At 61.8% G+C, this 25,164-nt stretch carries 21 protein-coding genes; 9 read left to right on the top strand and 12 right to left on the bottom strand.

Going from position 1 to position 25,164, the window contains the following annotated elements; all coding sequences use genetic code 11:
* Positions 1-16 precede the first annotated feature (16 nt).
* The 3 genes from prpC (at position 17) to prpF (ending at position 5,201) form a co-directional block, all read left to right on the top strand.
* On the top strand, positions 17-1,165 hold the full coding sequence (gene prpC / locus DLM_RS07260) for a bifunctional 2-methylcitrate synthase/citrate synthase (RefSeq protein ID WP_089084831.1): 1,149 nt from the start codon (positions 17-19) through the stop codon (positions 1,163-1,165).
* 69 nt (positions 1,166-1,234) lie between these two features.
* On the top strand, positions 1,235-3,835 hold the full coding sequence (gene acnD, locus DLM_RS07255; RefSeq protein WP_089084830.1) for a Fe/S-dependent 2-methylisocitrate dehydratase AcnD: 2,601 nt from the start codon (positions 1,235-1,237) through the stop codon (positions 3,833-3,835).
* A 169-nt stretch (positions 3,836-4,004) separates the two neighbouring features.
* Positions 4,005-5,201 carry a 2-methylaconitate cis-trans isomerase PrpF gene (prpF, locus tag DLM_RS07250; RefSeq protein WP_089084829.1) on the top strand — a complete coding sequence of 399 codons (1,197 nt, stop codon included), beginning with the start codon at positions 4,005-4,007 and terminating at the stop codon, positions 5,199-5,201.
* A gap of 67 nt (positions 5,202-5,268) precedes the next feature.
* Here the strand turns inward: prpF and DLM_RS07245 are convergent, their stop codons facing one another.
* On the bottom strand, positions 5,269-6,765 hold the full coding sequence (locus tag DLM_RS07245; protein WP_167467055.1) for a GGDEF domain-containing protein: 1,497 nt from the start codon (positions 6,763-6,765) through the stop codon (positions 5,269-5,271).
* A 183-nt stretch (positions 6,766-6,948) separates the two neighbouring features.
* A complete protein-coding gene (gene asd, locus DLM_RS07240) occupies positions 6,949-7,797 on the bottom strand; it encodes an archaetidylserine decarboxylase (protein WP_089084827.1) in 849 nt (282 codons plus the stop codon).
* Positions 7,798-7,983: 186 nt separating this feature from the next.
* On the opposite strand from asd, the gene DLM_RS07235 reads away from it, so the two are divergent.
* The gene (locus tag DLM_RS07235) at positions 7,984-8,532 is read left to right on the top strand and encodes an NADPH-dependent FMN reductase (protein ID WP_089084826.1); all 549 of its coding nucleotides are present in this window, start codon (positions 7,984-7,986) and stop codon (positions 8,530-8,532) included.
* A 181-nt stretch (positions 8,533-8,713) separates the two neighbouring features.
* Positions 8,714-9,367, top strand: coding sequence for a hypothetical protein (locus DLM_RS07230; protein WP_089084825.1), 654 nt, complete (start codon positions 8,714-8,716; stop codon positions 9,365-9,367).
* Between the two features lie 132 nt (positions 9,368-9,499).
* On the opposite strand, the gene DLM_RS07225 is transcribed toward DLM_RS07230, so the two are convergent.
* Positions 9,500-10,285: an ABC transporter substrate-binding protein gene (locus DLM_RS07225; RefSeq protein WP_089084824.1), complete on the bottom strand. Its 786-nt coding sequence runs from the start codon at positions 10,283-10,285 to the stop codon at positions 9,500-9,502.
* Positions 10,286-10,396: 111 nt separating this feature from the next.
* Complete coding sequence (gene lysA / locus DLM_RS07220) at positions 10,397-11,782, bottom strand: diaminopimelate decarboxylase (RefSeq protein WP_089084823.1); 1,386 nt, start codon at positions 11,780-11,782, stop codon at positions 10,397-10,399.
* Positions 11,783-11,878: 96 nt separating this feature from the next.
* On the opposite strand from lysA, the gene DLM_RS07215 reads away from it, so the two are divergent.
* Complete coding sequence (locus DLM_RS07215; protein ID WP_167467054.1) at positions 11,879-12,775, top strand: LysR substrate-binding domain-containing protein; 897 nt, start codon at positions 11,879-11,881, stop codon at positions 12,773-12,775.
* Between the two features lie 49 nt (positions 12,776-12,824).
* On the opposite strand, the gene DLM_RS07210 is transcribed toward DLM_RS07215, so the two are convergent.
* Together DLM_RS07210 and DLM_RS07205 are read right to left on the bottom strand one after the other, a co-directional pair.
* Entirely contained in the window at positions 12,825-13,037 is a 213-nt protein-coding gene (locus DLM_RS07210) for a sigma factor-like helix-turn-helix DNA-binding protein (RefSeq protein ID WP_089084870.1), read from the bottom strand.
* Between the two features lie 156 nt (positions 13,038-13,193).
* Positions 13,194-14,444, bottom strand: coding sequence for a TIGR03862 family flavoprotein (locus DLM_RS07205; protein ID WP_089084821.1), 1,251 nt, complete (start codon positions 14,442-14,444; stop codon positions 13,194-13,196).
* A 295-nt stretch (positions 14,445-14,739) separates the two neighbouring features.
* On the opposite strand from DLM_RS07205, the gene DLM_RS07200 reads away from it, so the two are divergent.
* Both DLM_RS07200 and dbpA read left to right on the top strand, forming a co-directional pair.
* Positions 14,740-16,368: a methyl-accepting chemotaxis protein gene (locus tag DLM_RS07200; RefSeq protein WP_089084820.1), complete on the top strand. Its 1,629-nt coding sequence runs from the start codon at positions 14,740-14,742 to the stop codon at positions 16,366-16,368.
* A 183-nt stretch (positions 16,369-16,551) separates the two neighbouring features.
* Entirely contained in the window at positions 16,552-17,937 is a 1,386-nt protein-coding gene (dbpA, locus tag DLM_RS07195; protein ID WP_089084869.1) for an ATP-dependent RNA helicase DbpA, read from the top strand.
* Between the two features lie 267 nt (positions 17,938-18,204).
* Here dbpA and tauD read toward each other — a convergent pair whose 3' ends face one another.
* Genes tauD through tauA form a run of 4 tightly spaced genes read right to left on the bottom strand, consistent with a single transcriptional unit; the run spans position 18,205 to position 21,762 of the window.
* Positions 18,205-19,038: a taurine dioxygenase gene (gene tauD / locus DLM_RS07190; RefSeq protein ID WP_062787079.1), complete on the bottom strand. Its 834-nt coding sequence runs from the start codon at positions 19,036-19,038 to the stop codon at positions 18,205-18,207.
* Positions 19,039-19,097: 59 nt separating this feature from the next.
* Complete coding sequence (gene tauC, locus DLM_RS07185; protein WP_089084819.1) at positions 19,098-19,979, bottom strand: taurine ABC transporter permease TauC; 882 nt, start codon at positions 19,977-19,979, stop codon at positions 19,098-19,100.
* The gene (gene tauB, locus DLM_RS07180; RefSeq protein ID WP_045847932.1) at positions 19,976-20,767 is read right to left on the bottom strand and encodes a taurine ABC transporter ATP-binding subunit; all 792 of its coding nucleotides are present in this window, start codon (positions 20,765-20,767) and stop codon (positions 19,976-19,978) included. The genes tauC and tauB overlap by 4 nt, the downstream gene beginning before the upstream one ends.
* A 2-nt stretch (positions 20,768-20,769) precedes the next feature.
* The gene (gene tauA, locus DLM_RS07175) at positions 20,770-21,762 is read right to left on the bottom strand and encodes a taurine ABC transporter substrate-binding protein (RefSeq protein WP_089084818.1); all 993 of its coding nucleotides are present in this window, start codon (positions 21,760-21,762) and stop codon (positions 20,770-20,772) included.
* A gap of 376 nt (positions 21,763-22,138) precedes the next feature.
* Here tauA and DLM_RS07170 point away from each other — a divergent pair, with 376 nt between their 5' ends.
* Positions 22,139-23,245 carry a methyl-accepting chemotaxis protein gene (locus DLM_RS07170; protein ID WP_089084817.1) on the top strand — a complete coding sequence of 369 codons (1,107 nt, stop codon included), beginning with the start codon at positions 22,139-22,141 and terminating at the stop codon, positions 23,243-23,245.
* Between the two features lie 63 nt (positions 23,246-23,308).
* On the opposite strand, the gene mmuM is transcribed toward DLM_RS07170, so the two are convergent.
* Positions 23,309-24,262, bottom strand: a complete 954-nt coding sequence (gene mmuM / locus DLM_RS07165; RefSeq protein WP_089084816.1) for a homocysteine S-methyltransferase — start codon at positions 24,260-24,262, stop codon at positions 23,309-23,311.
* The gene (locus tag DLM_RS07160) at positions 24,259-25,164 is read right to left on the bottom strand and encodes a LysR family transcriptional regulator (protein ID WP_089084815.1); all 906 of its coding nucleotides are present in this window, start codon (positions 25,162-25,164) and stop codon (positions 24,259-24,261) included. The genes mmuM and DLM_RS07160 overlap by 4 nt, the downstream gene beginning before the upstream one ends.

Genomic DNA, 25,164 nt, shown 5'->3' with positions numbered 1-25,164 from the left:
TCCAAGGAGAAATGGCATGACTGAAGTGGTTCTGACTGGCAAGCCGAAGAAATCGGTCGCCCTGTCCGGCGTGGCCGCCGGCAATACCGCCCTGTGTACGGTTGGCCGTACCGGCAACGACCTGAGCTATCGCGGCTATGACATTCTGGATATCGCCGATCAGTGCGAATTTGAAGAAGTCGCCTACCTGCTGGTGCACGGCAAGCTGCCGAACAAGGCCGAGCTGACAGGCTACAAGCAAAAGCTGAAAGCCCTGCGCGGCCTGCCGCAAGTGGTGAAGAGCGTGCTGGAAGCCCTGCCCGCCTCCGCCCACCCGATGGACGTGATGCGCAGCGGCGTGTCCGCCCTGGGCTGCACCCTGCCGGAAAAAGACGACCACAATAGCGCCGGTGCGCGTGACATCGCCGACCGCCTGATGGCTTCCTTCGGCTCCATGCTGCTGTACTGGTACCACTTCAGCCACAACGGCAAGCGCATCGAGGTGGAAACCGACGACGACTCCATCGGCGGCCATTTCCTGCACCTGCTGCACGGTGAAAAGCCGTCCGAGCTGTGGGTGAAGGCGATGCATACCTCGCTGATCCTGTACGCCGAGCACGAATTCAACGCCTCCACCTTTACCAGCCGCGTGATTGCCGGTACCGGTTCGGACATGTACTCCAGCATTACCGGTGCCATTGGCGCGCTGCGCGGCCCCAAGCACGGCGGTGCCAATGAAGTGGCGTTTGAAATCCAGAAGCGTTACGACAATCCGGATGAAGCCGAGGCTGACATCAAGGCCCGCGTGGAACGCAAGGAAGTGGTGATTGGTTTTGGCCACCCGGTGTACACCATCTCCGACCCGCGCAACAAGGTGATCAAGGAAGTGGCGCGCAACCTGTCCGCCGCAGCCGGCGACAGCAAGATGTTCGACATTGCCGAGCGTCTGGAAAGCGTGATGTGGGACATCAAGAAGATGTTCCCCAATCTGGACTGGTTCTCCGCTGTGTCCTACCACATGATGGGCGTACCGACTGCCATGTTCACCCCGCTGTTCGTGATTGCCCGTACCAGCGGCTGGAGCGCACACGTGATCGAGCAACGCATTGACGGCAAGATCATCCGCCCGTCGGCCAACTACACCGGCCCGGACGATCAGGCCTTCGTGCCGCTGGCACAACGCTGATGGTCAGGGGAGCTAAGCCGCAAGGATAGCTCCCCGCTTTGCTTCCACCCTGAGAGTTTTAGCGACGCCATGAACAAAAACTACCGCACCCGATTGCCCGGCAGCCAGCTGGACTACTACGACACCCGCGCCGCCGTTGACGCCATTGCGCCCGGCGCCTATGCCACCCTGCCCTATACCTCGCGCGTACTGGCCGAGCAACTGGTGCGCCGCTGCGAACCGGAACTGCTGACCGACGCGCTCAAGCAACTGATCGAACGCAAGCGCGACCTGGATTTCCCCTGGTATCCGGCGCGCGTGGTGTGCCACGACATTCTGGGCCAGACCGCACTGGTGGATCTGGCCGGTCTGCGCGACGCCATTGCCGACAAGGGTGGCGACCCCTCGCTGGTCAACCCGGTGGTGCCGACACAGTTGATTGTCGACCACTCGCTGGCCGTGGAATGTGGTGGTTTCGACCCGCAGGCTTTCGAAAAAAACCGCGCCATTGAAGACCGTCGCAATGAAGACCGCTTCCACTTCATCGAGTGGACCAAGACTGCCTTCAAGAACGTGGACGTGATTCCTGCCGGCAACGGCATCATGCACCAGATCAATCTGGAAAAAATGTCGCCGGTGATTCAGGTGCGTGACGGCGTGGCCTTCCCCGACACCTGTGTCGGCACCGACAGCCACACCCCGCACGTGGATGCGCTGGGCGTGATTGCCATCGGCGTGGGTGGCCTGGAAGCGGAAACCGTGATGCTGGGCCACCCGTCCATGATGCGCCTGCCGGACATCGTGGGCGTCAAGCTCACCGGCCAGCGCCAGCCCGGCATTACCGCCACCGACATCGTGCTGGCCCTCACCGAGTTCCTGCGCAAGGAACGTGTGGTGGGCGCTTACGTGGAATTCTTTGGTGATGGCGCTGCCAGCCTGTCCATCGGCGACCGTGCCACCATTTCCAATATGTGTCCGGAATATGGCGCCACCGCGGCCATGTTCTACATCGACCAGCAAACCATCGACTACCTCAAGCTGACCGGCCGCGAAGCCGAGCAAGTGGCGCTGGTGGAAAACTATGCCAAGGTCAGCGGCCTGTGGGCCGACAGCCTGGAAAGCGCGCAATACGAGCGTGTGCTGGAATTCGACCTGTCCAGCGTGGTGCGCAATATGGCTGGCCCGTCCAACCCGCACAAGCGTCTGCCCACCTCGGCACTGGCCGAGCGCGGCATTGCGGTTGACCTGGACAAGGCCCGTGCCGAAGAAGCCGAAGGCCTGCTGCCGGATGGCGCGGTCATCATTGCCGCCATCACCAGCTGCACCAACACCAGCAACCCGCGCAATGTAGTGGCCGCCGGCCTGCTGGCCAAGAAAGCCAACGAACTGGGCCTGCTGCGCAAGCCGTGGGTGAAGTCCTCGTTTGCTCCGGGCTCCAAGGTGGCCAGGCTGTATCTGGAAGAGGCCGGACTGCTGCCGGAACTGGAAAAGCTGGGCTTTGGCATCGTCGCCTATGCCTGCACCACCTGTAACGGCATGTCCGGCGCACTGGACCCGAAAATCCAGCAGGAAATCATAGACCGCGACCTGTACACCGCCGCCGTACTGTCGGGCAACCGCAACTTCGATGGCCGTATCCACCCGTATGCCAAGCAGGCCTTCCTCGCCTCGCCGCCGCTGGTTGTGGCTTACGCCATTGCAGGTACCGTGCGCTTTGATATCGAAAAAGACGTGCTGGGCGTGGTGGATGGCAAGGAAATCCGCCTGCAGGACCTGTGGCCGTCCGATGATGAGATCGACGCCATCGTGGCACGCTGCGTGAAGCCGGAACAGTTCAAGCAGGTGTACATCCCGATGTTCGACCTGGGTCAGGTGGAAGAAGCCAAGAGCCCGCTGTACGACTGGCGTCCGATGTCCACCTACATCCGTCGTCCGCCCTACTGGGAAGGCGCGCTGGCTGGCGAGCGCACGCTCAAGGGCATGCTGCCGCTGGCGGTGCTGCCGGACAACATCACCACCGACCACCTGTCGCCGTCCAACGCCATCCTGCCCAGCTCGGCTGCCGGTGAATACCTGGCCAAGATGGGCTTGCCGGAAGAGGACTTCAACTCCTACGCCACCCACCGTGGCGACCACCTCACCGCCCAGCGCGCCACCTTTGCCAATCCGCAACTGGTGAACGAAATGGCCGTGGTGGATGGCGCGGTGAAGAAGGGTTCGCTGGCGCGCATCGAGCCGGAAGGCAAGGTCACCCGCATGTGGGAGGCCATCGAAACCTATATGGCGCGCAAACAGCCGCTGATCATCATTGCCGGTGCCGACTACGGCCAGGGCAGCTCGCGTGACTGGGCAGCCAAGGGCGTGCGGCTGGCCGGGGTGGAAGCCATCGTGGCCGAAGGCTTCGAACGCATCCACCGCACCAACCTGGTGGGCATGGGCGTATTGCCGCTGGAATTCAAGGCCGGCACCAACCGCAAAACCCTGGCCATTGACGGTACCGAAAGCTACGACGTCAAGGGCGACATCTCGCCGCGCTGCACGCTGACGCTGGTGATTCACCGTCGCAATGGCGAGACGCTGGAAGTGCCGGTCACCTGCCGTCTGGATACCGCCGCCGAAGTGCGGGTGTATCAGGCTGGCGGCGTGCTGCAACGCTTCGCCCAGGACTTCCTGGAGTCCACCACCGCTTGAGTTTTGCTGCTCCCGGCCTGCGGGTATGTCCCTGCCGGCAGGCCGGACCCAGAGCAGCCCCCAACCGCAGGGCGGCGCGAAATCCGTTTCGCAGCCGCCCTGCTGCTTGCCACCCTATTCCGGCAATGCCTGTTGACGGCCTTGCCCACAGCATGACAGGAGAGACTGCATGGCCCATGCTCCACAAATCCGCATTCCTGCCACCTATATCCGTGGCGGCACCAGCAAGGGGGTGTTTTTCCGCCTGCAAGACCTGCCTGCCGCCGCCCAGCAGCCCGGCCCAGTGCGTGATGCCATCCTGATGCGGGTGATCGGCAGCCCCGACCCCTACGGCAAGCAGATCGACGGCATGGGCGGTGCCACCTCCAGCACCAGCAAGACGGTGATCCTGGCCAAGAGCAGCCGGCCCGATCACGATGTGGACTACCTGTTTGGCCAGGTGGCCATCGACAAGGCGTTTGTCGACTGGAGCGGCAACTGCGGCAACCTGTCCGCCGCCGTCGGCTCCTTTGCCATCATGAGCGGGCTGGTGGACGCCAGCCGCATCCCGGCCAATGGCGTGGCCACGGTGCGCATCTGGCAGGCCAATATCAGCAAGACCATCATCGCCCATGTGCCCATCACCAACGGTGAAGTACAGGAGACCGGCGATTTCGAGCTGGACGGCGTTACCTTCCCGGCGGCCGAGGTACAACTGGAATTCCTCGACCCGGCCGACGAGGGCGAAGGCGATGGCGGCGGCGGCGCGATGTTCCCCACCGGCAATGTGGTGAACACGCTGGATGTTCCGGGCGTGGGCAGTTTCCAGGCCACCATGATCAACGCCGGCATCCCCACCATCTTCCTTAACGCAGCAGAACTGGGTTACAGCGGTAGCGAACTGCAGGAGGCCATCAATGGCGATGCGACGGCACTGGCCCGCTTTGAAACCATCCGCGCACACGGCGCGGTACGCATGGGGCTGATCAAGGACATCACCGAAGCGGCCACCCGCCAGCACACGCCCAAGATTGCCTTTGTCGCTCCGCCTGCGGCCTACATCGCCTCCAGCGGCAAGGAAATCACCGCGGCAGACATCGACCTGCGCGTGCGCGCCATGTCCATGGGCAAGCTGCACCATGCGATGATGGGCACCGCTGCGGTGGCCATCGGCACGGCTGCCGCCATTCCTGGCACGCTGGTAAACCTGGCCGCCGGTGGTGGCGAACGTCAGTCGGTGCGCTTTGGCCACCCGTCCGGCACCCTGCGCGTTGGCGCGGAAGCAAAGCTGGTGGATGGCCAATGGCAGGTCAGCAAGGCCATCATGAGCCGCAGCGCCCGCGTGCTGATGGAAGGCTGGGTGCGTATTCCCGGCGACAGCTTCTGAGCGCAGCAGTCCGCCAACAACAATGGCCACCCTTGGGTGGCCATTTTTCATCGGCTAATGGCCAGCCTCAGCCAGCCACCACCACCCGATTGCGCCCGGCACGCTTGGCCTGATACAGCGCCATGTCAGCCTGTTTCAGCCAGGCGGCCTTGTCGGCCATCAACAGTGAGGCACTTGCCACCCCCAGGCTCAGGGTCACCATGATGTCGGCCTGACTGGCATGCACCAGACGGGCCGCCATTTGCTGGCGCAGGGTTTCGGCCAGCAGCGTGGCATTTTCCAGCGTGGAATCCGGCAGCACCAGCAGGAATTCTTCGCCACCGTAGCGGATGGCGGTGTCGTGCAGGCGCAGGTGCTCCTGCAACAGCATGGCCACCTGCACAATCACCTGATCGCCCACATCGTGGCCGTATTCATCATTCACCTGCTTGAAATGGTCGATATCCAGCATGATCAGCACCGCCTGCTGCCCTGAGCGCTGACTGCGCAACCATTCCTGCTGCAATACCTCGTCACCGGAACGGCGATTGAGCAGACCGGTCAGCCCATCCAGCCGCACCAGTTGCGCCAGGTGGGCATTGCTCTGCTGCAGCGCATCCAGCAATTGCTGGTTACGCCCCTGCCAATGCAGAAACAACCGATAGGCAAAAAAAGCGTTGAACAATACCAGCAGGGCAAACACCCAGAAAAACACCCAGCCGGTCTGGGTCATCACCATGGCGGCATGGTGGATTTGCGGCGGCAGACCATGTTGTAATTGCCCCAACAGCAGACTGCTACCCAGGCTGAGCGACAAATAGCCGTATACCAGCGCCCCCACGCTGACCAAAACCAGCAGCAGTACGATCAAATGGCGCGACTCGGCCTCACCGGCAGGCTGTAATGCAAGATGGCGGCTGAGCCAGCGGTCGGTTGCCGGCCAGCTTTGCGACAGAACCGGCCCCACCAGAAACAGGTTCTGCAGGAAAAAACCCAGCCACCAGCCTTGCCAGATGGGCAGCAGTTCGCTAAATGGCTGATTATTGCAATAAGTCCAGATCAGTGCGCCGCTGGAGCTGAAAATGCTGCCAACAAATGATAGCTGGACAAAGTGCAGCACCGAATCCATGCTGCGCAGCCCGCGTAACATGGGCAATGCCCGGAAACCCAGCACCATCACCGCCACGCCCAGCGGGTCGGCAAAGGCAAACAGGGCTGCCCACTGCCAGACCATGCCGGCATACAGGGCCAGCGCCAGCGTAGTCAGATAGCCCTGCACAGCACCCCACCACCAACCCAGGCACAAACTCCACCACAGACTGATCAGCAAGGCCGGATACACGGTGATGTAGACCGTCACGCCGCCAAACTGCAGCGGCATGCCGGACCAGTTATCCGCCACCGACAACACGCCCAGCCCGAGTGACAACAACAGGCTGAACAGCCAGCCACCAAACAGGATGCAGCGCTCACGCCGCGAAATCATGTGCCATAGCTGCCAAGGCGTCATGATGGCAGGCCGCAACAGCGCATCCGGCGTGGCCAACGGCAGCACGGCAGAAGGTCCTGACAGGTCTGTATTCATGAGAGGGGTCGAATCACCGCACAAAGAAAGCCTCCCCGACCACATCAACCACCGGAGAGGAGCACGCTGGCCCGCCAATCAAACCCAGAGCCACAGTGACATTAGCATAGTTCAACACGCGCGCAGATGGCGCACATGCATTCGCGGCGGATATAAAAAAAACCGCCAACGGCGGTTTTCACCTCAGACCAGATCGGCCATGCATTCGCCCAGTCTGACCGGGCCAGCCGGCTGCCAAGCCGCATTAAACTGCAAACCCGCTGCCGCGGGGAACAACAGCACCACGGTAGAACCCAGTTGGAAGCGGCCCATTTCCTCGCCCTTGCGCAGCATGATCTGCTGGTCCTGATAATCCCAGCGTTGAATCCGGCCCGGACGCGGCGGATTGACAATGCCATGCCAGACCGTGCCCATGCTGCCTACAATGGTGGCCCCCACCAGCGTCAGCACAAAACGGCCATGCGGGCCTTCGAACTCACACACCACCCGCTCGTTACGGGCAAACAGACCGGGTACACCACGCGCCGTAGCCGGGTTCACCGAAAACAGCGCACCGGGCACATAAGTCATGCTGAGCAGACGCCCATCGCAAGGCATGTGGATGCGGTGGTAATCACGCGGGCTCAGATAAATGGTGGCGAACTGGCCGTCCTGATAGCGTGCCGCCATGTCGGCATCGCCGCCCACCAGTGCGGTAGTGGAATAATCATGCCCCTTGGCCTGGAAGATCTGATCGGCACGGATCGCCCCAAACTGACTGATGGCACCATCTACCGGGCAGATCAGCGCGCTGTCGGCCAAGGGCCTGGCATCGGCACGCAGCGGGCGGGTAAAAAACTGGTTGAAGCTGGGGTAGCTGCTGATATCCGGATTGGCCGCTTCGGCCATGTTCACCTGATAGCGTCCGACAAACCAGCGGATGACCGCCGTGGTCAGGCTGCCGGCTTCGGCACTTGCCAGCTTGCCGGCCAGAATGGTTAAAGCCTGCTTGGGCAGAAGATATTGCAGCCATACGGCAAAGCGTTCGGACACGATGTAAAACCTTGAATGCGGACAGCCGCACATTATAAGCCGGACTGCCAGTGAATGCGAAACGCCGATCTGCATTTGCCTGCACTGCCGCTGACTGACCACAAGCACTGGAAAGCAGGACCACTGCTATCTAGAATGCAGACGGGTTCTTCATTCAGCCCCACTTCCTCATAACAAGGAACCAAGATGAGCACACTGAACGTTCTGGCCATTTGCGGCAGCCTGCGCCGTGCCTCCACCAATATGGGTCTGCTGCGCTACGCCAAGGCACATGCGCCAGCCGGCATCCAGATCGACATTGCCGACATCAGTCAGGTCCCGTTCTACAACGCCGACATCACTGAAAAACCGGCCGCCGTGCAACAACTGCTGGCACAACTGGCAAAAGCCGACGCCTTGCTGCTGGGCTGCCCGGAATATAACTACTCCATGGCCCCGGCACTGAAAAACGCGCTGGACTGGGCTTCGCGCGAGCCGGACAACAAACTGCTGGCAGGCAAGGCCGTGGCCATTGTGGGCGCTGGCGGCGGCATGGGTACTTCGCGCGCGCAGTACCACCTGCGCCAAAGCTGTGTGTATCTGGACCTGCACCCGCTGAACAAGCCGGAAGTGTTTGCCAATGCCTTTGCCGGCGGTTTTGATGCCGAGGGCAACCTCACTGACGAGCGCCTGCAAGGCCTGGTGGTACAGCAACTGGAAGCATTGCACGCCTGGGCCGCCCAACTGAAAGCCTGATCGCACCGCAGCACGCCCTGCGCTGTTCCACACCTGGCTGCGGGACAGCGCATTATCTTGTTTTTACTCAATTTTACTTCCATCCTGCCGATATACAGACATCTGCCGCAGGCCATACGGCACGCAGACCCGGCGCCATGCACAGGCTGGCGTCCTTCTCCGTTTTCAGCAGGAGCCTCCCATGACCGTCAACAGCGTCAACAGCAGCCTGTTGCTGAATGCCAGCTACAGCAGCAGCACCATTACCGACAGCAAAACCGGCAATAGCATCAGCAGCAGCACCCTCACCGTGGACGAAGTGGTCACGCTGGGGCAAAACAGTGAGGACAACAGTGCCCTCACCTATGGCAAACCGACCACGGGCAGCAGTACGCCGGTGGATGTACCTGCCTTGCTGGCCAAGTCCAACCAGCAGGTGTCGGATTTCCTCAAGCTGCTGGGCAATCTGGTCCAGCAGCAGGGCCTGCAATGGAACAAGGTGGTCAGTGGCGAACAGAAGCTGACGGTTGACCCGCAGACCAAGGCAGAAGCCACCCAGGCGGTGTCGGAAGATGGTGATCTGGGCATCAAGAACACCGCGCGGCGCATTCTGGACTTTGCCCGGCTCGGCATAGGCAACGACCCCGGCAAGATAGACACCATTCGCGCTGCCGTGCAGCAGGGCTTTGACGAAGCCAAGAAGGCATTTGGCGGCAGCCTGCCGGACATCAGCAACCAGACGCGGGATGCCATCATGGCCACGCTGGTCGACTGGCAGAAAAACGGCCTGCCGAGCAATAACGACTACACGCTGATCCGCCCGGACTTGCAGCAAGACCAGCAGCAGAGCAGCTGACAAAAACCCGGTAACGGCATCGTATTTTCGCGTACTGTCTGCGCCGGCGCGTCTGGCCCGCAGGACGCCACGCGCTTGCCAGCCGCTTCAATCCCCGCAGTCCGTCACCCGACTGCGGGAACACCAGCCGTGTCAGTAAATATCGCGGCCGAAGTACTGCACGCTCAGCTTCTTGAACGTGCCATTGGCGCGCACGGCGCTGATGGCCTTGTTCAGCTTGTCCAGCAAGGCCTTGTCCTCCTTGCGCACCGCCATGCCGGCACCGGAGCCCAGCACCTCGCGCTCAGCGGCGTTGTCACCATTGATGGACGGGCCGACAAAGGCAAAACCCTTGCCCGGTTCGCTCTTGAGAAAACCCGCTTCCACTTGCAGCTCGTCCTGGAAGCTGGCATCCAGCCGGCCATTCACCAGGTCGGCATAGGCCTTGTCCTGATCCTCATAGCGCACCACATCCATGCCGCGCGGCCCCCAGAACTTGCTCAGGTACATGTCGGCCGTAGTGCCGCGCTGCACGCCTACCCGCTTGCCTTTCATGCCCTCCACCGTGAACCTGAGCGGACTGCCCTTGGCGGCAATCAGCCGCTGCGGCGTACGGAAATAGCGCTCGGTGAAGCTGACCACCTTGGCCCGCTCGGCGGTAATGGTCATCGACGACATGATCACGTCGTATTTTTTGGCCATCAGCCCCGGAATGATGCCATCCCAGTCCTGATTGATCAGGCTGCAATGTGCTTTCATTTCCTTGCACAAGGCAGCAGCCAGGTCGGCCTCGAACCCGACAATCTGCCCGGCCAGGTTCAACGATTCGAACGGCGGATAGGTGGCATCCATGCCGATACGCAGATTGTTCAGATCCGTCGCTCCCGCTTGCAGGACGACAGCAGACAACAACACGGCACACCAGGATTGCAGCTTCATCTTCATTCCTCCGGACTGGGTGAGTAGACAAACGCAGGACAAGGGACGGCTTGGTGTTATCACGCCACGCCCGTCAAGGGGCGTGGCGGTACGGCAAGACAGTTCTGACAATCAGGACAGATCACGCTCCAGCAACAACATGTCGTCGAAGCGTTCCTGACGGCGGATCAGGCGGTACTGGCCCGGCCCGTCAATCAACACCGCAGCGGAACGCGGCTGGGCGTTGTAGACGGTCTGGTTTTCCAGCTGGTAGGCACCCACATCCAGGAAGGCCAGCACATCACCCGGCGCACTGGCCGGTGGCAGCAGAAACTGCTCGCCCAGCGGGCCATGGCGGAAGTAATCGCCACCGTCGCACAAGGGGCCGCCCAGCTTGACCGGCTGGCAGTGGCTGTCCGCCATGCGGCTGGCGTTGTAGACATAGAAGTACCAGTCCTTGTAATCCGGAATGGCATTGAAGCCGGCATCCAGCATGCACCACTGCACCTGGCCTTCCACGCTGCCATCCTCGCGCAACAAGGTTTTGCGCTTGGCGGTCACCATGCGGGTAAGCAATACCCCGGCACTGCTCACTACCTTGCGGCCCGGCTCGATGCAGATTTCGATATCCTCACGCCAGGCGTGTACTTCGCGGATGACGGCAGCGGCAAATTCATTGGCGCCGATTTGCGGCTGCATATTGTCCGGCCCGCCCAGGCCACGGTCGGTGGCGTAGCGGTACGGTGCCGGAATGCCGCCGCCGACGTTGATCATGTCAAAGCGCACACCCAGTGCGGTTTCCAGCTGGCGGGCACAATCCACCAGCACACGGGTGGCCGCGCCAAACGGCTCGGCATCCGGCACCTGGTCACCCACATGCATGTGCAGGCCGCACAGCTTTACATAGGGCATGTCCAGTGCCTGACGGCAAATGCCTTCGGCGTCGGCCAGATCCACCCCGGACTTGGCGCGGAATGCCGTCATCAGGCCCTCATGGGTGGCAGCCTTGACGTTGGGCTCCACCCGCAGGCAAATGCGTACCGGGATTTGCAGCTGACGGCTGATGCGGTCGATGGCCAGCAATTCGTGCTCGCTATCCACATTGATGGCATGCAGCTGCTGGCCGATGGCAAACTCCAGTTCTTCATCCCGCTTCACCACGCCGTTGTAGACAATCTGGTTGCCGGCAAAACCTGCGGCCAGACAGCGGCGGATTTCATTGGCCGAATTGGCTTCGATGCTGATGCCGGACTCACGCACCACCTGCAATACCGCCAGCAAGGAGCAAGCCTTGGAGGCGTAGCAGATGCGGGTATTGGCATGGCTGGCAAAGGCCTGCTTGATTTCGTCGACATTGCGGCGGATTTCCGGCGCGGAATACACGAACAGTGGCGCGCCGAATTGTGCGGCCAACGCGGCCAGCCCCACCCCCTCCATCTGCAACTGTCCATCCGCAGCAGACAGACGACGGTCATGTTGCAGGGTGTATTGCCGTTGGGAATCAAAATCGTGATGCATGTGCGCTCCGTCATCTTGTGTTGTTTGTTGCCAAACATACGGAAATCGCCTAGTTTTCACGAACGAATAATTGGCATTGAACCATTCCAATCTGTCATGACTGAAACCCACCACCTGCCCTCACTCAGTGCCTTGCGCGCCTTTGTCACCGTGATGGAGACCGGCAGCTTCACCGCCGCGGCGCAGCGCCTGTTTCTGACCCAGGGCGCCATCAGCAAGCAGATCAGCCTGCTGGAACAGCACTATGCCACCCCGCTGTTGCAGCGGCAGCACCGGCAGATCCGCCCGACACCGGCCGGCCAGACCCTGCTGCCGGTAGCGCGCGAAGTGGTGCAAAAGCTGAAGGAAGTGGAGCGGCAAATCAAAACCCGCAGCGACATTCTCAGCCTGCAGGTGTATGTAAGCTTTGCCGTACGCTGGCTGATGCCGCGGCTGGGCAGCTTCTACCAGCAGCACCCGCTTACCCAGCTACGCATTGACAGCATGGTGTACGAACCAGCCGAACTGGACCCGGACATCAACCAGGTCTACATCCTGTTCGGTCATGGTCAATGGCCGGACATGCAGGCCGAGCTGCTGCTGCCCGAACTGCTCAGCCCGGTGTGCGCGCCGAGCATGCTGGCCAAGCTGCAGTCGCTGGATGCACTGGCTGGCCACACCCTGTTTCACACCACCCGCGACTACGAGGAATGGATTGCCTGGCTGGATACCCAGGGCATACACACGCTTGCCGCCTACAAGCATCAAGTGGTGGACTTGCACCACCTGGCGTGGACGGCGGCTGCCAGCGGGCTGGGTGTGGCGATCGGTGACATGGCCTTGCTGCAGGACGAGCTGGAACAAGGCCGGCTGGTCTGCCCATTCGACAGCCAGTTGCATACCGGTTCCGGTTACTGGCTGGTCTACCCGGAGAGTTATGCCGAGCATCCGGGCTTGCAGGATTTACTGTCCTGGCTGCGCGAGCAGGCTGGCGGCATTTGCCACGCACCATAGAAAAAGCCCGGCATGGAGGCCGGGCCACAAGTCAACAACACAGGAGAAATTACAAAGGAAGATGGCTGGACAAGGCATTGAGCTTGCGCAGGGCCAGCCGGAAGCGGGTGTGGGCGCGGGAGACAGTGGACTCACTGATATCCATTTGCTGGGCAGCAAAGTAGCCGGTCATGCCTTCTACTTCCATCAGCCACACGGCTTCACGCGAACGTTTTTTCAGACCGATCAGGTCGGCCACCTGGTTGAAATCATCAAGTTTCATGGCGCTGATCTCCGACATCATGGGTGGGAAATGATGTACCTGGCCAGTGCCGGCCGGCACTGGCGACCCCGGTGGACATCCACACACGGGGCCTGTATCTGCAGCATAGATGCTTGCATTAAAAATGCACTATCTGATTTCTGCCCGCGGGCAAAATCACCACTTGTCACGGTGGCCCAGCCAGTTAAGCATGCCTTGCGCGGCGGCACGGCCACTGGCCAGACAAGCAGTCAGCAGGTAGCCACCGGTGGGGGCTTCCCAGTCCAGCATCTCGCCGGCGCAGAACACGCCGGGCATGGCCTGCAACATCAGGCCAGGTGCAAGCGCCTCAAAACACACCCCGCCGGCGGTGCTGATGGCTTCGTCGATGGGCCGGGTGGCATGCATGGTCAGCGGCAAGCGCTTGATGCCGGCTGCCAGGCTGGCCATGTCGTTGAATGCCTCCTTGCTCAGACACTCGCGCAGCAGCCCCGCCCTCACCCCCTTCAGGTTCAGGCGGCTTTGCAGATGGCTGGACAGCGAACGCGAACCCCGCGGGTGCATCACTTCTGCCGCCACCTGCTCGGCGCTCTTTTGCGGCAGCAAATCCAGATACACCGTGGCACTGCCATTGGCCAGCAGGCTGTCGCGGATGGGCGCGCTGAAGGCGTACACCAGATTGCCCTCCACCCCATAGCTGCTGACCACGCACTCGCCGGTCTTGCGTACGGTATGACCGGCCAGATCGGTAAACTCCAACGCCACCGACTTGAGCGGCTGGCCGGCAAACTTGTCGGCAAAATGCGCGCTCCAGTGGCAATCAAAGCCGCAATTGGCTGGCAACAGCGCACGCACGGCCACACCGCGCTCGGCCAGTAGCGGCAACCAACTGCCATCCGAGCCCAGCTTTTTCCAGCTTCCCCCGCCCAAGGCCAGCAGCACGGCATCATGACTGGTTTCCAGCTCACCTTGCGGCGTGGCAAAGCGCAGCGCGCCTTGATCCGTCCAGCCCAGCCAGCGGTGGCGTACCCTGAATTGCACCCCGGCCTCGCGCAAGCGCGTCAGCCAGGCGCGCAGCAAGGGCGCGGCCTTCATTTCACGCGGGAATACCTTGCCGGAGCTGCCGACAAAAGTCTCCACCCCCAGCCCGTGTACCCAGTCACGCAAGCGGTCGGCATCGAAATCCGCCAGCCAGGCCGTGATTTCCGCCTCACGTTCGCGGTAGCGCGCCACAAAGGCGGCATGCGGTTCGGAATGGGTGATGTTCATCCCGCCCACCCCTGCCAGCAGGAATTTGCGCCCCACCGAGGGCATGGCGTCATACACTGTCACCCCCAGCCCGGCAGCAGACAATACTTCGGCTGCCATCAGCCCGGCGGGGCCGCCACCAACAATGGCTACATGAAACGGGGACGCAGATGTGGACATGACAACTCCTGATTCCTGGCTCGCAGGCCAGCGGCAAAACACATAAAGCAGGCAGCGCCAAATAGCCACTGCCGGACGGAGGGCGGATTGTTGCAGAAATCCAGTCATCGCCCAAGTACGATGATGATTGGCTGGCTCGGGAGGTAAAATTCTTGATATAAGCCAAGCATTGATACTTTGCCTTGCGCTAGGCTGCGCGCTGTCAGCAGCGCATCACATTGCCATGTAACAATAACGACGCTGCAACATAACAACAGAGAACAAAACCAAAGGAGGCGGGGCTCCCGTACATATAATGAAAAAATTTTCCGAATGGCCAATCTGGCTGAGATTAACCAGCGCCATCTGGTGCTGTCTGGTGGTGGCATGGAGTGGACTGATTGCCTGGGAAACCACGGTCAGCCGCGACATTGCCGTTTCGCAGGCCAAGGATCTGGCCAGCAGCATGAATGAAATGACGCTGGCCGGCCTCACCGGCATGATGATGACCGGCACGGTAGCCCAGCGTGATGTATTCCTGGACCAGATCAAGGAACTGTCCGCCGTGCGTGAATTGCGCGTGATTCGCGGCGAGGCGGTCAGCAAGCAGTTTGGCCCCGGCAATGCCGGCGACAAGGCACATGCCGCCGACGAAGCGGAAAAGAGCGCCCTCTCCACCGGCCAGCCTTTTGTGGCCATTGAATCCAGCCCGCAACTGGGCGAACACCTGCATGTGGTGTACCCGGCGCGCGCCGCCAGCAATTATCTGGGCAAAAATTGCATGAGCTGCCATCAGGTGAGCGAAGGCACGCCGCTAGGCGCGGTCAGCATGCGCATCTCGCTGGAAAAACCCTATGCCTCGGTGGCGCAGTTCCGCAACCAGAGCATCCTGTTTGCCATTGTTGCTTCACTGCCGCTGATGGCCGTGGTATTCCTGTTCATCCGCCGCTTTGTCACCCGCCCGCTGCAAGCCATGGCCGCTGGCCTGGCCGAACTGGCCAAGGGAGAAGGCGACCTCACCCGCAGGCTGGAGGTGAAACACCAGGATGAAATCGGCCAGACCGCCACGCTGTTCAACCAGATGCTGGGCTCGATTGCCGATCTGGTCCGCCAGGTAGGCACCGCCGCACATAGCGTGGCCACCTCCTCCGCCCAGTTGCGCCAGGGCGCAGAACGGGTGGCCGATGGTTCGCGCGCGCAGAACAGCCAGTCGCAGCAGGCCGCCCAGGCGGTGGAGCAACTGGCAGAACATATCGGCGATATCGCCCGTCATGCCGAACAGGTGCTGGCACAGTCGGACGAAAGCCTGCAGCGTTCGCAGCAGGGACGGCAGAACCTGGCCCAGTTGCAGCAGGAGGTGGGCCAGATCCAGCAAGCCGTCGAGATGATGTCAGAGGCGGAAACCGAGCTGATGCAATCCACCCATTCAATCACCAGCATGACCCAGCAGGTGCGTGACATTGCCGAGCAGACCAATCTGCTGGCGCTTAACGCCGCCATCGAGGCCGCCCGCGCCGGCGAAGCCGGACGTGGCTTTGCCGTGGTGGCGGACGAAGTGCGCAAGCTGGCAGAAAAATCAGCCCTGTCCGCCCGCGAGATTGATAGCGTCACCGGCGCGCTGAACCACAAGACCGAGGCCGTGCGCCAGGCGGTGGCGGCCAGCCTCAGTTCGCTGGAGGCCAGCAATCAGTCAGCCGCACAGGTAGCCAGCGTGCTGGATGCGGCCAATGACTCGGCGGTTGCGGTGCGCAACGGCCTGCAACAAATCGTGCAAGTGACCGAACAGCAGCGCGAAGCCAGCCAGCGGGTAACCGGCAATATCGACAGCATTGCCGAGCTGGCCAGCACCAACGACGCTGCCATCCAGCACACGGTACATTCCGCCGAAGCGCTGGAAGGACTGGCCGGCGGTCTGAACGACTCGGTGGCGCGCTTCAAGGTATAAGTCCCGGCGCGGATTGAGCCACCACGCCAGTGCGCCGGCACGCACTGGCGTTTTTCGTGCCTGCGCCACCCGCAAAACCACACAATGCAGGCCGATTGCCCGGCGCTGCCAATAGCGGGTTTGGACAATGCGCCGCCAACTGTTACACTGCCCACCCGTTTCTGTCGTGATACCGCCAAGTCCGTGAAAAAAATCGCCTTTTCTACCCTCACCGCGCTGCCTGACGCCCTGCTTTCCAACCTGGACAGCCTGGGTTACCACAGCATGACCCCCATCCAGGCTGAAAGCCTGCCGGTGATTCTGGAAGGACGCGACCTGATCGCCCAGGCCAAGACCGGCAGCGGCAAGACTGCCGCTTTCGGGCTGGGCATGCTGGCCGGCATCAATCCGCGCTGGTTTGCCGTGCAGGGCCTGGTACTGTGCCCCACGCGCGAGCTGGCCGACCAGGTGGCGCAGGAAATCCGCCGCCTGGCACGCAGCATCGACAATATCAAGGTAGTGACCCTGACCGGCGGCTCGCCGATGGGACCACAGCGCGGCTCGCTGGAGCATGGCGCGCACATCGTGGTGGGTACGCCGGGCCGGCTGCAAGACCACCTGTTCCGCCAGTCGCTGGACCTGTCCAATGTGAAAATGCTGGTGCTGGACGAGGCCGACCGCATGATTGACATGGGCTTCATCGAGGAAATCGTCGGCATCGTGCGCGCCTGCCCGCGCCAGCGTCAGACCCTGCTGTTCTCCGCCACCTATCCGGACACCATCCGTAAGGCCAGCGCGCAGTTCCTGCGCCAGCCGGTGGAAGTGAAAGTACAAGCGCTGCACAGCGGCGACCATATCGAACAATGGTTCTACAAGGTGAAGCCGGAAACCCGGCTGGAAACCGTCACCCGCATCCTGCAGCATGTGCGCCCTGCTTCCGCGCTGGCCTTCTGCAATACCAAGGAACGCTGCAAGGAGCTGGTGAAAGATTTGCAGGCCCGTGGTTTCTCCGCGCTGGCACTGTATGGCGATCTGGAACAGCGCGACCGCGACCAGATTCTGCTGCGCTTTGCCAACAAGAGTACCACGGTGCTGGTGGCCACCGATGTGGCCGCTCGCGGGCTGGACATCAAGGAACTGGACCTGGTGATCAACGTGGACGTGAGCCACGACCCGGAAGTACACATCCACCGCATTGGCCGCACCGGCCGCGGCGAGTTGCATGGCCTGGCCATGACGCTGACCTGCGACAACGATGCCCGCCGTCTGGTGCAGATCGAGGATTACCAGAAAGCCCCGCTCACCTGGGCCGACGTGGACGAGCTGACCCCGGCACCGGGCGGCCAGTTGATTCCGGCCATGGTGACGCTGGAAATTGCCGGTGGCAAACGTGACAAGCTGCGCCCCGGCGACATTCTGGGCGCGCTGACTGGTGACGGCGGCATTGCCGGCAGCCATGTAGGCAAGATCAATGTGCTGGAAGGTGCCAGCTTTGTCGCCCTGCAGCGCGACATCGCCCAGCAAGCCTTCGAGCAGCTGGCTGTGAGCAAGATCAAGGGCCGTCTGTTCAAGATGCGCTTTGTCGAATAAGTCTTGCGCGACGCACCATGCAAAAGCCACCCCAAGGGGTGGCTCCAGGCTGCTGACAAAGTTATTTGGTGCGCTTGTACTGGACCCGGCAAAGCCGGGCCTTTCGACTAACTCTTAGATTCCGCAGCCTTCCCATCTATTCCCAATCCCCCCGCCCTTGCCCTGCAAGGGAGCCTCGCTTTCTATCCAGAAAGCGAGAGGGGTTGTCAATAATCTCAAGCCACCCCGCAGGGTAGTTTTTTGTTTGGCTGACTCACATTCTGTCGTTCAGAAGGGTTTGTCACCCAGAATCGTCGCCCGGTGCATGATGCGACGGTTGGGGCGGTAATCGTCCACCGCATAATGACTGGTGGAGCGGTTATCCCAGAACGCCACATCGCCAGCCTGCCAGCGCCAGCGGATGGTGAATTCCGGCCGCGCCTGATGGGCGAGCAGGAAGGCCAGCAAGGCCGCGCCCTCTTCTTCCGGCAACTCGTTGATTTCAGTGGTGAAACCGCCATTGACGAACAAGCCCTTGCGCCCGCTCACCGGATGGGTGCGCACCACCGGATGGCTCAGCGGCGGATTGTCGCGCCGGGTCTGTTCCCATTTTTCCCGGTCGGCCGGGGTCAGGCCAAAGCGCTTGAGCGGGAAAGTCTTGGTGAAGTCATGGGTGGCAGTCAGCCCTTCCAGCAAGGTTTTCAGCCGGTCGGACAGCGCATCCCAGGCGGCAAAGCTGCTGGCCCACAGCGTGTCACCGCCGAACTCCGGCAGCAAGCGCGCCGCCAGCACCGCAGCGGCCGGCGGGGTTTCGATGAAGGTGACATCGGTGTGCCAGATGGCATTGTCCTTCAGGTCGAAAGCGTCGGTGTCCAGAATCATCACCTGTGGCGCATCCGGGTGTTGCGGGTAGATGGGGTGGGTGTGCAGATCACCAAACCGGGCGGCAAAGTCGCGCTGCTGGCGCGGGCTGATGTCCTGATTACGGAAGAACAGCACCTGATGTTGCAGCAGCGCCTGCTGTATCTCCTGCTGCAAGCTGTCAGTCAGCGGCTGCGCCAGATCCACACCTTCGACAATCGCGCCCAGCGCCGGGGACAAACGGGTAAGAGTCAGACTCATCTTCTATTCCTTGCATCATTCGGTTCTGGCCGCCACCACAGGCAGCGGCCATGAAATCTTCAATCCAGCTGGCCATGCCAGGGGGCGAGTCGTCGCTGCAACAGGCGCAAGCCCAGCTCCAGCGCAAAGGCAATCACCGCAATCACCGCGATGCCCAGAATCACCACATCCGTCACCAGGAACTGCGCTGCCGACTGCACCATGAAACCCAGCCCGCGGGTGGCAGCCACCAGCTCGGCCGCCACCAGGGTGGACCAGCCGGTACCCAGGCCGATGCGGATGCCGGTGAGGATTTCCGGCAGAGCCTCCGGCAGGATGACAAACCACAGCAACTGGCTGCGGCTGGCACCCAGCGTCTGCGCAGCACGCAGGCGGTTACGGCTGACCTGTACCACGCCGTGGCTGGTGGCGATGATGACCGGGGCCAGTACCGCCAGGAAAATCAGCAGCACCTTGGACAATTCGCCGATGCCGAACCAGATGACAATCAGCGGCAGATAGGCCAGCGGCGGCACCGGGCGATAGGCTTCAATCAGCGGGTCCAGCAAGCCACGCGCCACCGGGCTGACGCCCATCAGCACCCCCAGCGGAATACCCAGCAGCACCGCAGCCAGCAAGGCCAGCACGATGCGCTGCAGGCTGGCCGCCAGGTGCTGCCACAAGGTGGCATCCATGAAACCCTGGGTGCTGACGGTGATCAGCTTGGCCACCACCGCTTCCGGCGCAGGCAGAAACAAGGGCGGCACAATGCCGCTGTGCGACAGTCCCCACCAGCCGCCCAATACCGCCAGCAGGCTGATCAGGCTGAGCCAGCCGCGACGGTATTGCCGCCAGCGGGAGCTACCAGCGCGCGGGCTGCTGACCGGCAGTTCGTCCGGTACGGTGTTGCTGACGGCAACATCAGCCAGTTTTTGTTCCAGTGTCTGTTCCAGTGCATTCATGCGGCAATCTCCTCGGCCTGACGGCGATGGTCGAACAGGGTGGCCAGCAATTGCTCGCGCAGCGCGATGAAGGCCGGATCGGACTTGATGGCCCGCGCCGACTCACCCGCCCGGTAACGCTGGCTGAAGCCCGGGCGCAGGGTTTCGACAATGCGGCCCGGCCCCGGCGACATCAGCACCAGTTCGGTAGCCAGAAACAGCGCCTCTTCGATATCGTGGGTAATCAGGAAAATGCGTCGCCGCGCCTGCTGCCACACCTTGAGCAGCAGCTCCTGCATTTGCTCGCGGGTAAAGGCATCCAGTGCGCCGAAGGGTTCGTCCATCAGCAATACCTGTGAGTGGCTGGCCAGCGCACGGGCAATCCCCACGCGCTGACGCTGGCCGCCGGATAGCTGCCAGCTATAGCGACTGCCGGCCTCCGGCAGGTCGACCAGGCGCAGCACCTCGTCAGCCCGCGCCAGCCGTTCGGCCTTGGCCACGCCTTGCAGGCGCAAGCCAAACGCCACGTTGTCGCGCACGGAAAGCCAGGGCAGCAAGGCGTCGTGCTGAAACACCACGGCGCGGTCCGCACCCGGCCCGGTCACCCGGGCTTCACCAAAGCGCACCTCGCCGCCATCCGGCTGGACAAATCCGGCAAACAGGTTCAGCAAGGTGGTCTTGCCGCAGCCGGACGGCCCCAGTGCCACGGTCAGGTCATCCGGACCGATGTCCAGCGACACTTCGGACAAGGCGGGCCGGTCCTGACCGGGATAGCGCACGCTCACCTTGTTGGCGGAGAGGATGGCCATGATTATTTCGCAGCCTTCACAAACTGATTGCTCACATAGGGGCTGTAATCAGCCTGCAGGCTGTCCACCTTGCCCTGCGACTTCAAAAAGGCCGCGGTATTGGCTACGGCCTGCACAAAGGGCTTTTGCAGCAGGGCAATCTGCTCCTTCTGGGTAAGGAAGCGGTTGCCCTGCAGGCCGGCAATCACGTCCGGTGCGGCGGCACCGGTCAGGCGGCTGATCTTGTCGATATTGTCCTTGTTGGCAATAAAGGCCTTGGGGTTGGCCACATAGCCGGCGATGGCGTCCAGCGACACCTTGGTAAACTTGTTGACGAATTCCGGATGGGCCTCGGCAAAGTCCTTGCGCACGATCCAGATATCGTAAGTCGGCGCGCCCCACTTGGACACTTGGGCCGAGCTGGTCAGCACCTTGCCGTTGGCCTTGATTTTGCCCAGTGCCGGGTCCCATACATAGGCGGCATCAATGTCGCCACGCTGCCAGGCCGCAGTGATTTCACTGGGGCGCAGGTTCAGCACATTCACCTTGCTGGCATCCACATTCCAATGCTTGAGCGAGGCCAGCAGGCTGTAATGGGTGGTGGACACATAGGGCACGGCCACTTTCTTGCCGATCAGGTCCTGCGGCTTGGCAATCTTGCTGCCATTGCGCACCACCAGTGCCTCGGCGTCACCGATTTCATCGGCCACCAGGAAGGTGACAATCGGCAGGCCACGGCTGGCGGCGGCGGCCAGCGGGCTGGAGCCCAGGTTGCCGATCACCACGTCACCCGAGGCCACGGCGGCAATCACTTCCGAACCGCTTTCAAACTTGCGCCAGTTAATCTTGCTGCCGGTGGCTTTTTCATAGGCACCATCGGCTTGCGGAATCTTGGTGGGATCGATACCGGTCTGGTAGGCGATGGTGACGGTGTCGGCGGCGTGAGCCAGATTGCCCAGCAAGGCAAGAGAGGCTGCAATCAGGGAGAGACGGACAGTCTTGGCGTAATGCTTCATGGTGTTTTCCGCAGTTGGCTATGTGTTGGATGGTGAGCAATCTAGCAAGCGGCACCGGGAAAACTAAGCAAGAAAAAATGAATTACTTATCAGAAACATGCCATTGACTGCGCCATTTACCAGACCAAAGCAACACTGGCTTTATCAAAATCATCTGACGTGACGCAAGGCCCTGCCCACGCTGCGAGCTTAAGATTTAAATCAGGAAATTTAAAAAGCAACATTCAACTGCAAGTACATCTGCATAATCACGCTGGACAAGCGCACGGCGGCACATGGTTTAACTTTGTCAGCGCACGGCAGAACACGGCAAAGTGTTTAAGATAAATGCATAAATCTTTAAATAAAACCTTATTGGCACTCGGAGACTCGTTTAATGTTTGGTTCAAGCCACAAAAAGCACATACAACAACTGCAAGACCGGGTGAGTGAACTGGAAAATGCGCTGCAACACAGCCAGCAGCAACTACGGGACAGCGAACAGGCACGCCAGCAAGCCGAGCAGCAATTGCAGCAGCTACAGCTTACCGGGCAGCGCAGCCAGAGCTATATCGAACCCTTTGGCGACTTCTGCGGCAGCCTGGCCAGCATCCGCGCCTCGTTTGCCGAACTGGCCAGCCTGATGGAAAACAATTTCGGGGCCGCCGCCGATGCAGTCACCACCCTGCATGGCACCCGCAGCGCAGTGGATACCCTGGCCAACAGCTTTGATGACATTGCCCAGGCACAACAGAAAACCGCTGAATCCATGGACTCGCTCAACAGCAAGACCGGGCAGATCCGCCAGTTTGTGCAGCTGATCAAGGATGTGGCCGACCAGACCAATCTGCTGGCATTGAACGCGGCCATCGAAGCCGCCCGTGCCGGTGAACAAGGCCGTGGCTTTGCCGTGGTGGCGGACGAAGTACGCAAGCTGGCCGAACGCACGGCCAATGCCACCAATGAGATTTCCAGCCTGGTGGGCGATGTGGAAGGTGCCTCGCACAGCACCAAGCAACAGGTGACCGAAGCGGCCAGCCAGGTGGCCGGCTATCGCGAAACCGGCGTGGCAACAGCCAATGCCATCCGCAGCATGGTGGATGTCAGCGAACAGATGGCACGGGTGATTGCCCAGGGTACCAACACCAGCTTCATGGAGGTGGTGAAGCTGGATCACATCGTGTTCAAGCTGGACATCTACAAGGCCTTCATCGGCTATCACGACCTGTCATCGGACAAGGTGTCCTCGCACCAGCACTGCCGCCTGGGCAAGTGGTACTACGAAGGCCGTGGTGCGCAGGAATGCAAGGGCAATAACAACTACACCCAGTTGGAAGCACCGCACGCCAATGTACACAACTTCGGCAAGGAGGCACTGGACGCCTTCCATGCCAAGGACTTTGCCAAGGCACAGCAGGCCTTGCGCCGCATGGAGGATGCCTCGGCAGAGGTGATGGACATCCTCACTGCCATGGAACACGAACCCTGTACCCGCAAGATTTGAAGCCACGGCCAGTATCTGCCCGCCCGGAACGCGGCAGCCGGTCCATCACCGGCGGTTGGCCTCTCAGGCTGCGCCATCCAGGGCGGCACGCAGCGCCGCAATATATGCCGGCCCGGTACGGCAGCAGCCGCCAATCAGCCTGGCCCCTGCCTGGTGCCAGCGCCTGGCCTGTGCGGCAAAGCGGGCCGGGCTGGCCTGCCCATGCCAGCACTTGCGCTCAGCGTCCCACTGCTCACCCGAATTGGGATAGGCCAGCAGCGGTTTGTCGGTCACGCTGGCCGCCTGTTGCAGCAGCGCAGCCACCCAGCGCGGGTCGCTGCAGTTCACCCCCAGCGCCACCACTTGCGGTACGGCTGCCAGCATGGCCATGCAGTCGGCCAAGCGTTCGCCCTGCCATACATGCTGTGCATCGCGGCAACTGAAGCTGATCCAGGCGGGCGTGGCGGGAAATTCCTGCTGCAGCAAGCGCGCCAGCGCTTCGGCCTCCTGCGGGCAGGGAATGGTTTCGCAGGCCAGCAAATCGGCCCCGCTGGCGGCCAGCACCGCCAGCCGTGGCCGGTGGAAATCCATCAGCTGCGCCACGCTCAGGCCATAATCACCCCGGTATTCCGAGCCATCCGCCAGCATGGCCCCGTAAGGCCCGACTGACGCCGCCACCAGCGGCGCTGTCACTGTTTCTGGCTGTTCTGCCATGAAGCGTTGACGTGCCTGCAAGGCCAGATCAACCGACAACTGCATCAGCCCGGCGGCTTGCTGCCGGTCCAGGCCGCGCCGGGCAAAGCCCTCAAAACTGGCCTGATAGCTGGAGGTGGTGATGATGTCGGCCCCGGCCTGCAGATAGTCCAGATGCAATTGGCCGATTGCCTGTGGCGCTTCCAGCAACACGCGTGCCGACCACAGCGGGTCGGCCAGATCAAAACCGCGCGCCTCCAGCGCGGTGGCCAGCGCCCCGTCCAGCAACAGGTAGTTACTCTCATGCAGGCGCTGCTGTAGCAGATGCAGTGCGGCAGCACTCATGCACCACTCCCGGTCTTGTGCTGCATGCGCTGGCGCAAGGCTTCGATGGCGTAGCGCACTTTTGCCGGCTGGGCATCACGCCGTGGCGTCACCACATAAATGCCCAGCGCCGGCAAACGCCACTGCGGCAATACCCGCAGCAGTCGGCCATCGGCCAGTTCCTGCCGCACTTCCGGTTCCGGCTGGATGGACAAGCCCATGCCGGCCAGCACAAACTGCCGCGCCGCCAGAATATTGTTGCTGCTGACCCGCTGCGCCACCAGCGGCCGTTCCACCTCACCGGCACTATTTTCCATGGTCAGCCAGGTTTGACTGCGTTCATGGTCCAGCATCACCCATTGGTGCTGTTCCAGTTGCGCCGGGGTGGTGATGGCAGGATGACGCGCCAGATAAGACGGTGCGGCACACAGCACGCTTTCCCAGTCCGCCAGATGGCGCGCCACCAGCGAGGAGTCTTTCAGATCGCCGGCGCGCAAGGCCAGATCGATGCGGTGCTGTACCAGATCAATCATTTCGTCATGGAAAAACAGCTTCAGGCTCAGGCGCGGATAGGCCGCCAGCAGCGGAGCCAGCGCCTCGGTCAGCATCGGTCCGGCAAAGCCGGTGGGAGCTGACAGGCGCAATTCGCCCACCGGGGCATCGCGCAGCTCGCTCAGGCGTTGCTCGGCCAGCCGGGCAGCAGCCAGCATGTCGGCACAGCCCTGATAGAACAGGCTGCCGGCTTCGGTCAGGGTGAGGCTGCGCGTGGTGCGGTGCAACAAGGACACGCCATGTTCCGACTCCAGCTTGCTGATGTGCTGGCTGACCGCCGATGGTGTCATACTCAGGGTGCGTGCCGCCGCCACCATCGAGCCTTGCTCCACCACGGTGGCAAACACGGCCATGCGGCGCAAGATATCCAT

It is taken from the genome of Aquitalea magnusonii (genome assembly GCF_002217795.2).
Taxonomy (GTDB): Bacteria; Pseudomonadota; Gammaproteobacteria; order Burkholderiales; family Chromobacteriaceae; genus Aquitalea; species Aquitalea magnusonii_B.
The sequence above is the reverse complement of the archived record's forward strand: the minus strand, read 5'-3'. Positions and strand labels throughout refer to the sequence as shown.

Excerpts from the sequence above, each read along its gene's own strand:
- DLM_RS07170 (WP_089084817.1), top strand. The coding sequence starts at position 22,139 with ATGTTTGGTTCAAGCCACAAAAAGCACATACAACAACTGCAAGACCGG.
- DLM_RS07235 (WP_089084826.1), top strand. The coding sequence starts at position 7,984 with ATGAGCACACTGAACGTTCTGGCCATTTGCGGCAGCCTGCGCCGTGCC.
- DLM_RS07200 (WP_089084820.1), top strand. The coding sequence starts at position 14,740 with ATGAAAAAATTTTCCGAATGGCCAATCTGGCTGAGATTAACCAGCGCC.
- tauD (WP_062787079.1), bottom strand. The coding sequence starts at position 19,038 with ATGAGTCTGACTCTTACCCGTTTGTCCCCGGCGCTGGGCGCGATTGTC.
- DLM_RS07205 (WP_089084821.1), bottom strand. The coding sequence starts at position 14,444 with ATGTCCACATCTGCGTCCCCGTTTCATGTAGCCATTGTTGGTGGCGGC.
- DLM_RS07215 (WP_167467054.1), top strand. The coding sequence starts at position 11,879 with ATGACTGAAACCCACCACCTGCCCTCACTCAGTGCCTTGCGCGCCTTT.
- DLM_RS07210 (WP_089084870.1), bottom strand. The coding sequence starts at position 13,037 with ATGAAACTTGATGATTTCAACCAGGTGGCCGACCTGATCGGTCTGAAA.
- tauB (WP_045847932.1), bottom strand. The coding sequence starts at position 20,767 with ATGGCCATCCTCTCCGCCAACAAGGTGAGCGTGCGCTATCCCGGTCAG.
- DLM_RS07160 (WP_089084815.1), bottom strand. The coding sequence starts at position 25,164 with ATGGATATCTTGCGCCGCATGGCCGTGTTTGCCACCGTGGTGGAGCAA.
- DLM_RS07225 (WP_089084824.1), bottom strand. The coding sequence starts at position 10,285 with ATGAAGCTGCAATCCTGGTGTGCCGTGTTGTTGTCTGCTGTCGTCCTG.
- DLM_RS07245 (WP_167467055.1), bottom strand. The coding sequence starts at position 6,765 with ATGAATACAGACCTGTCAGGACCTTCTGCCGTGCTGCCGTTGGCCACG.
- prpC (WP_089084831.1), top strand. The coding sequence starts at position 17 with ATGACTGAAGTGGTTCTGACTGGCAAGCCGAAGAAATCGGTCGCCCTG.
- tauC (WP_089084819.1), bottom strand. The coding sequence starts at position 19,979 with ATGAATGCACTGGAACAGACACTGGAACAAAAACTGGCTGATGTTGCC.
- acnD (WP_089084830.1), top strand. The coding sequence starts at position 1,235 with ATGAACAAAAACTACCGCACCCGATTGCCCGGCAGCCAGCTGGACTAC.
- lysA (WP_089084823.1), bottom strand. The coding sequence starts at position 11,782 with ATGCATCACGATTTTGATTCCCAACGGCAATACACCCTGCAACATGAC.
- tauA (WP_089084818.1), bottom strand. The coding sequence starts at position 21,762 with ATGAAGCATTACGCCAAGACTGTCCGTCTCTCCCTGATTGCAGCCTCT.
- prpF (WP_089084829.1), top strand. The coding sequence starts at position 4,005 with ATGGCCCATGCTCCACAAATCCGCATTCCTGCCACCTATATCCGTGGC.
- mmuM (WP_089084816.1), bottom strand. The coding sequence starts at position 24,262 with ATGAGTGCTGCCGCACTGCATCTGCTACAGCAGCGCCTGCATGAGAGT.
- DLM_RS07230 (WP_089084825.1), top strand. The coding sequence starts at position 8,714 with ATGACCGTCAACAGCGTCAACAGCAGCCTGTTGCTGAATGCCAGCTAC.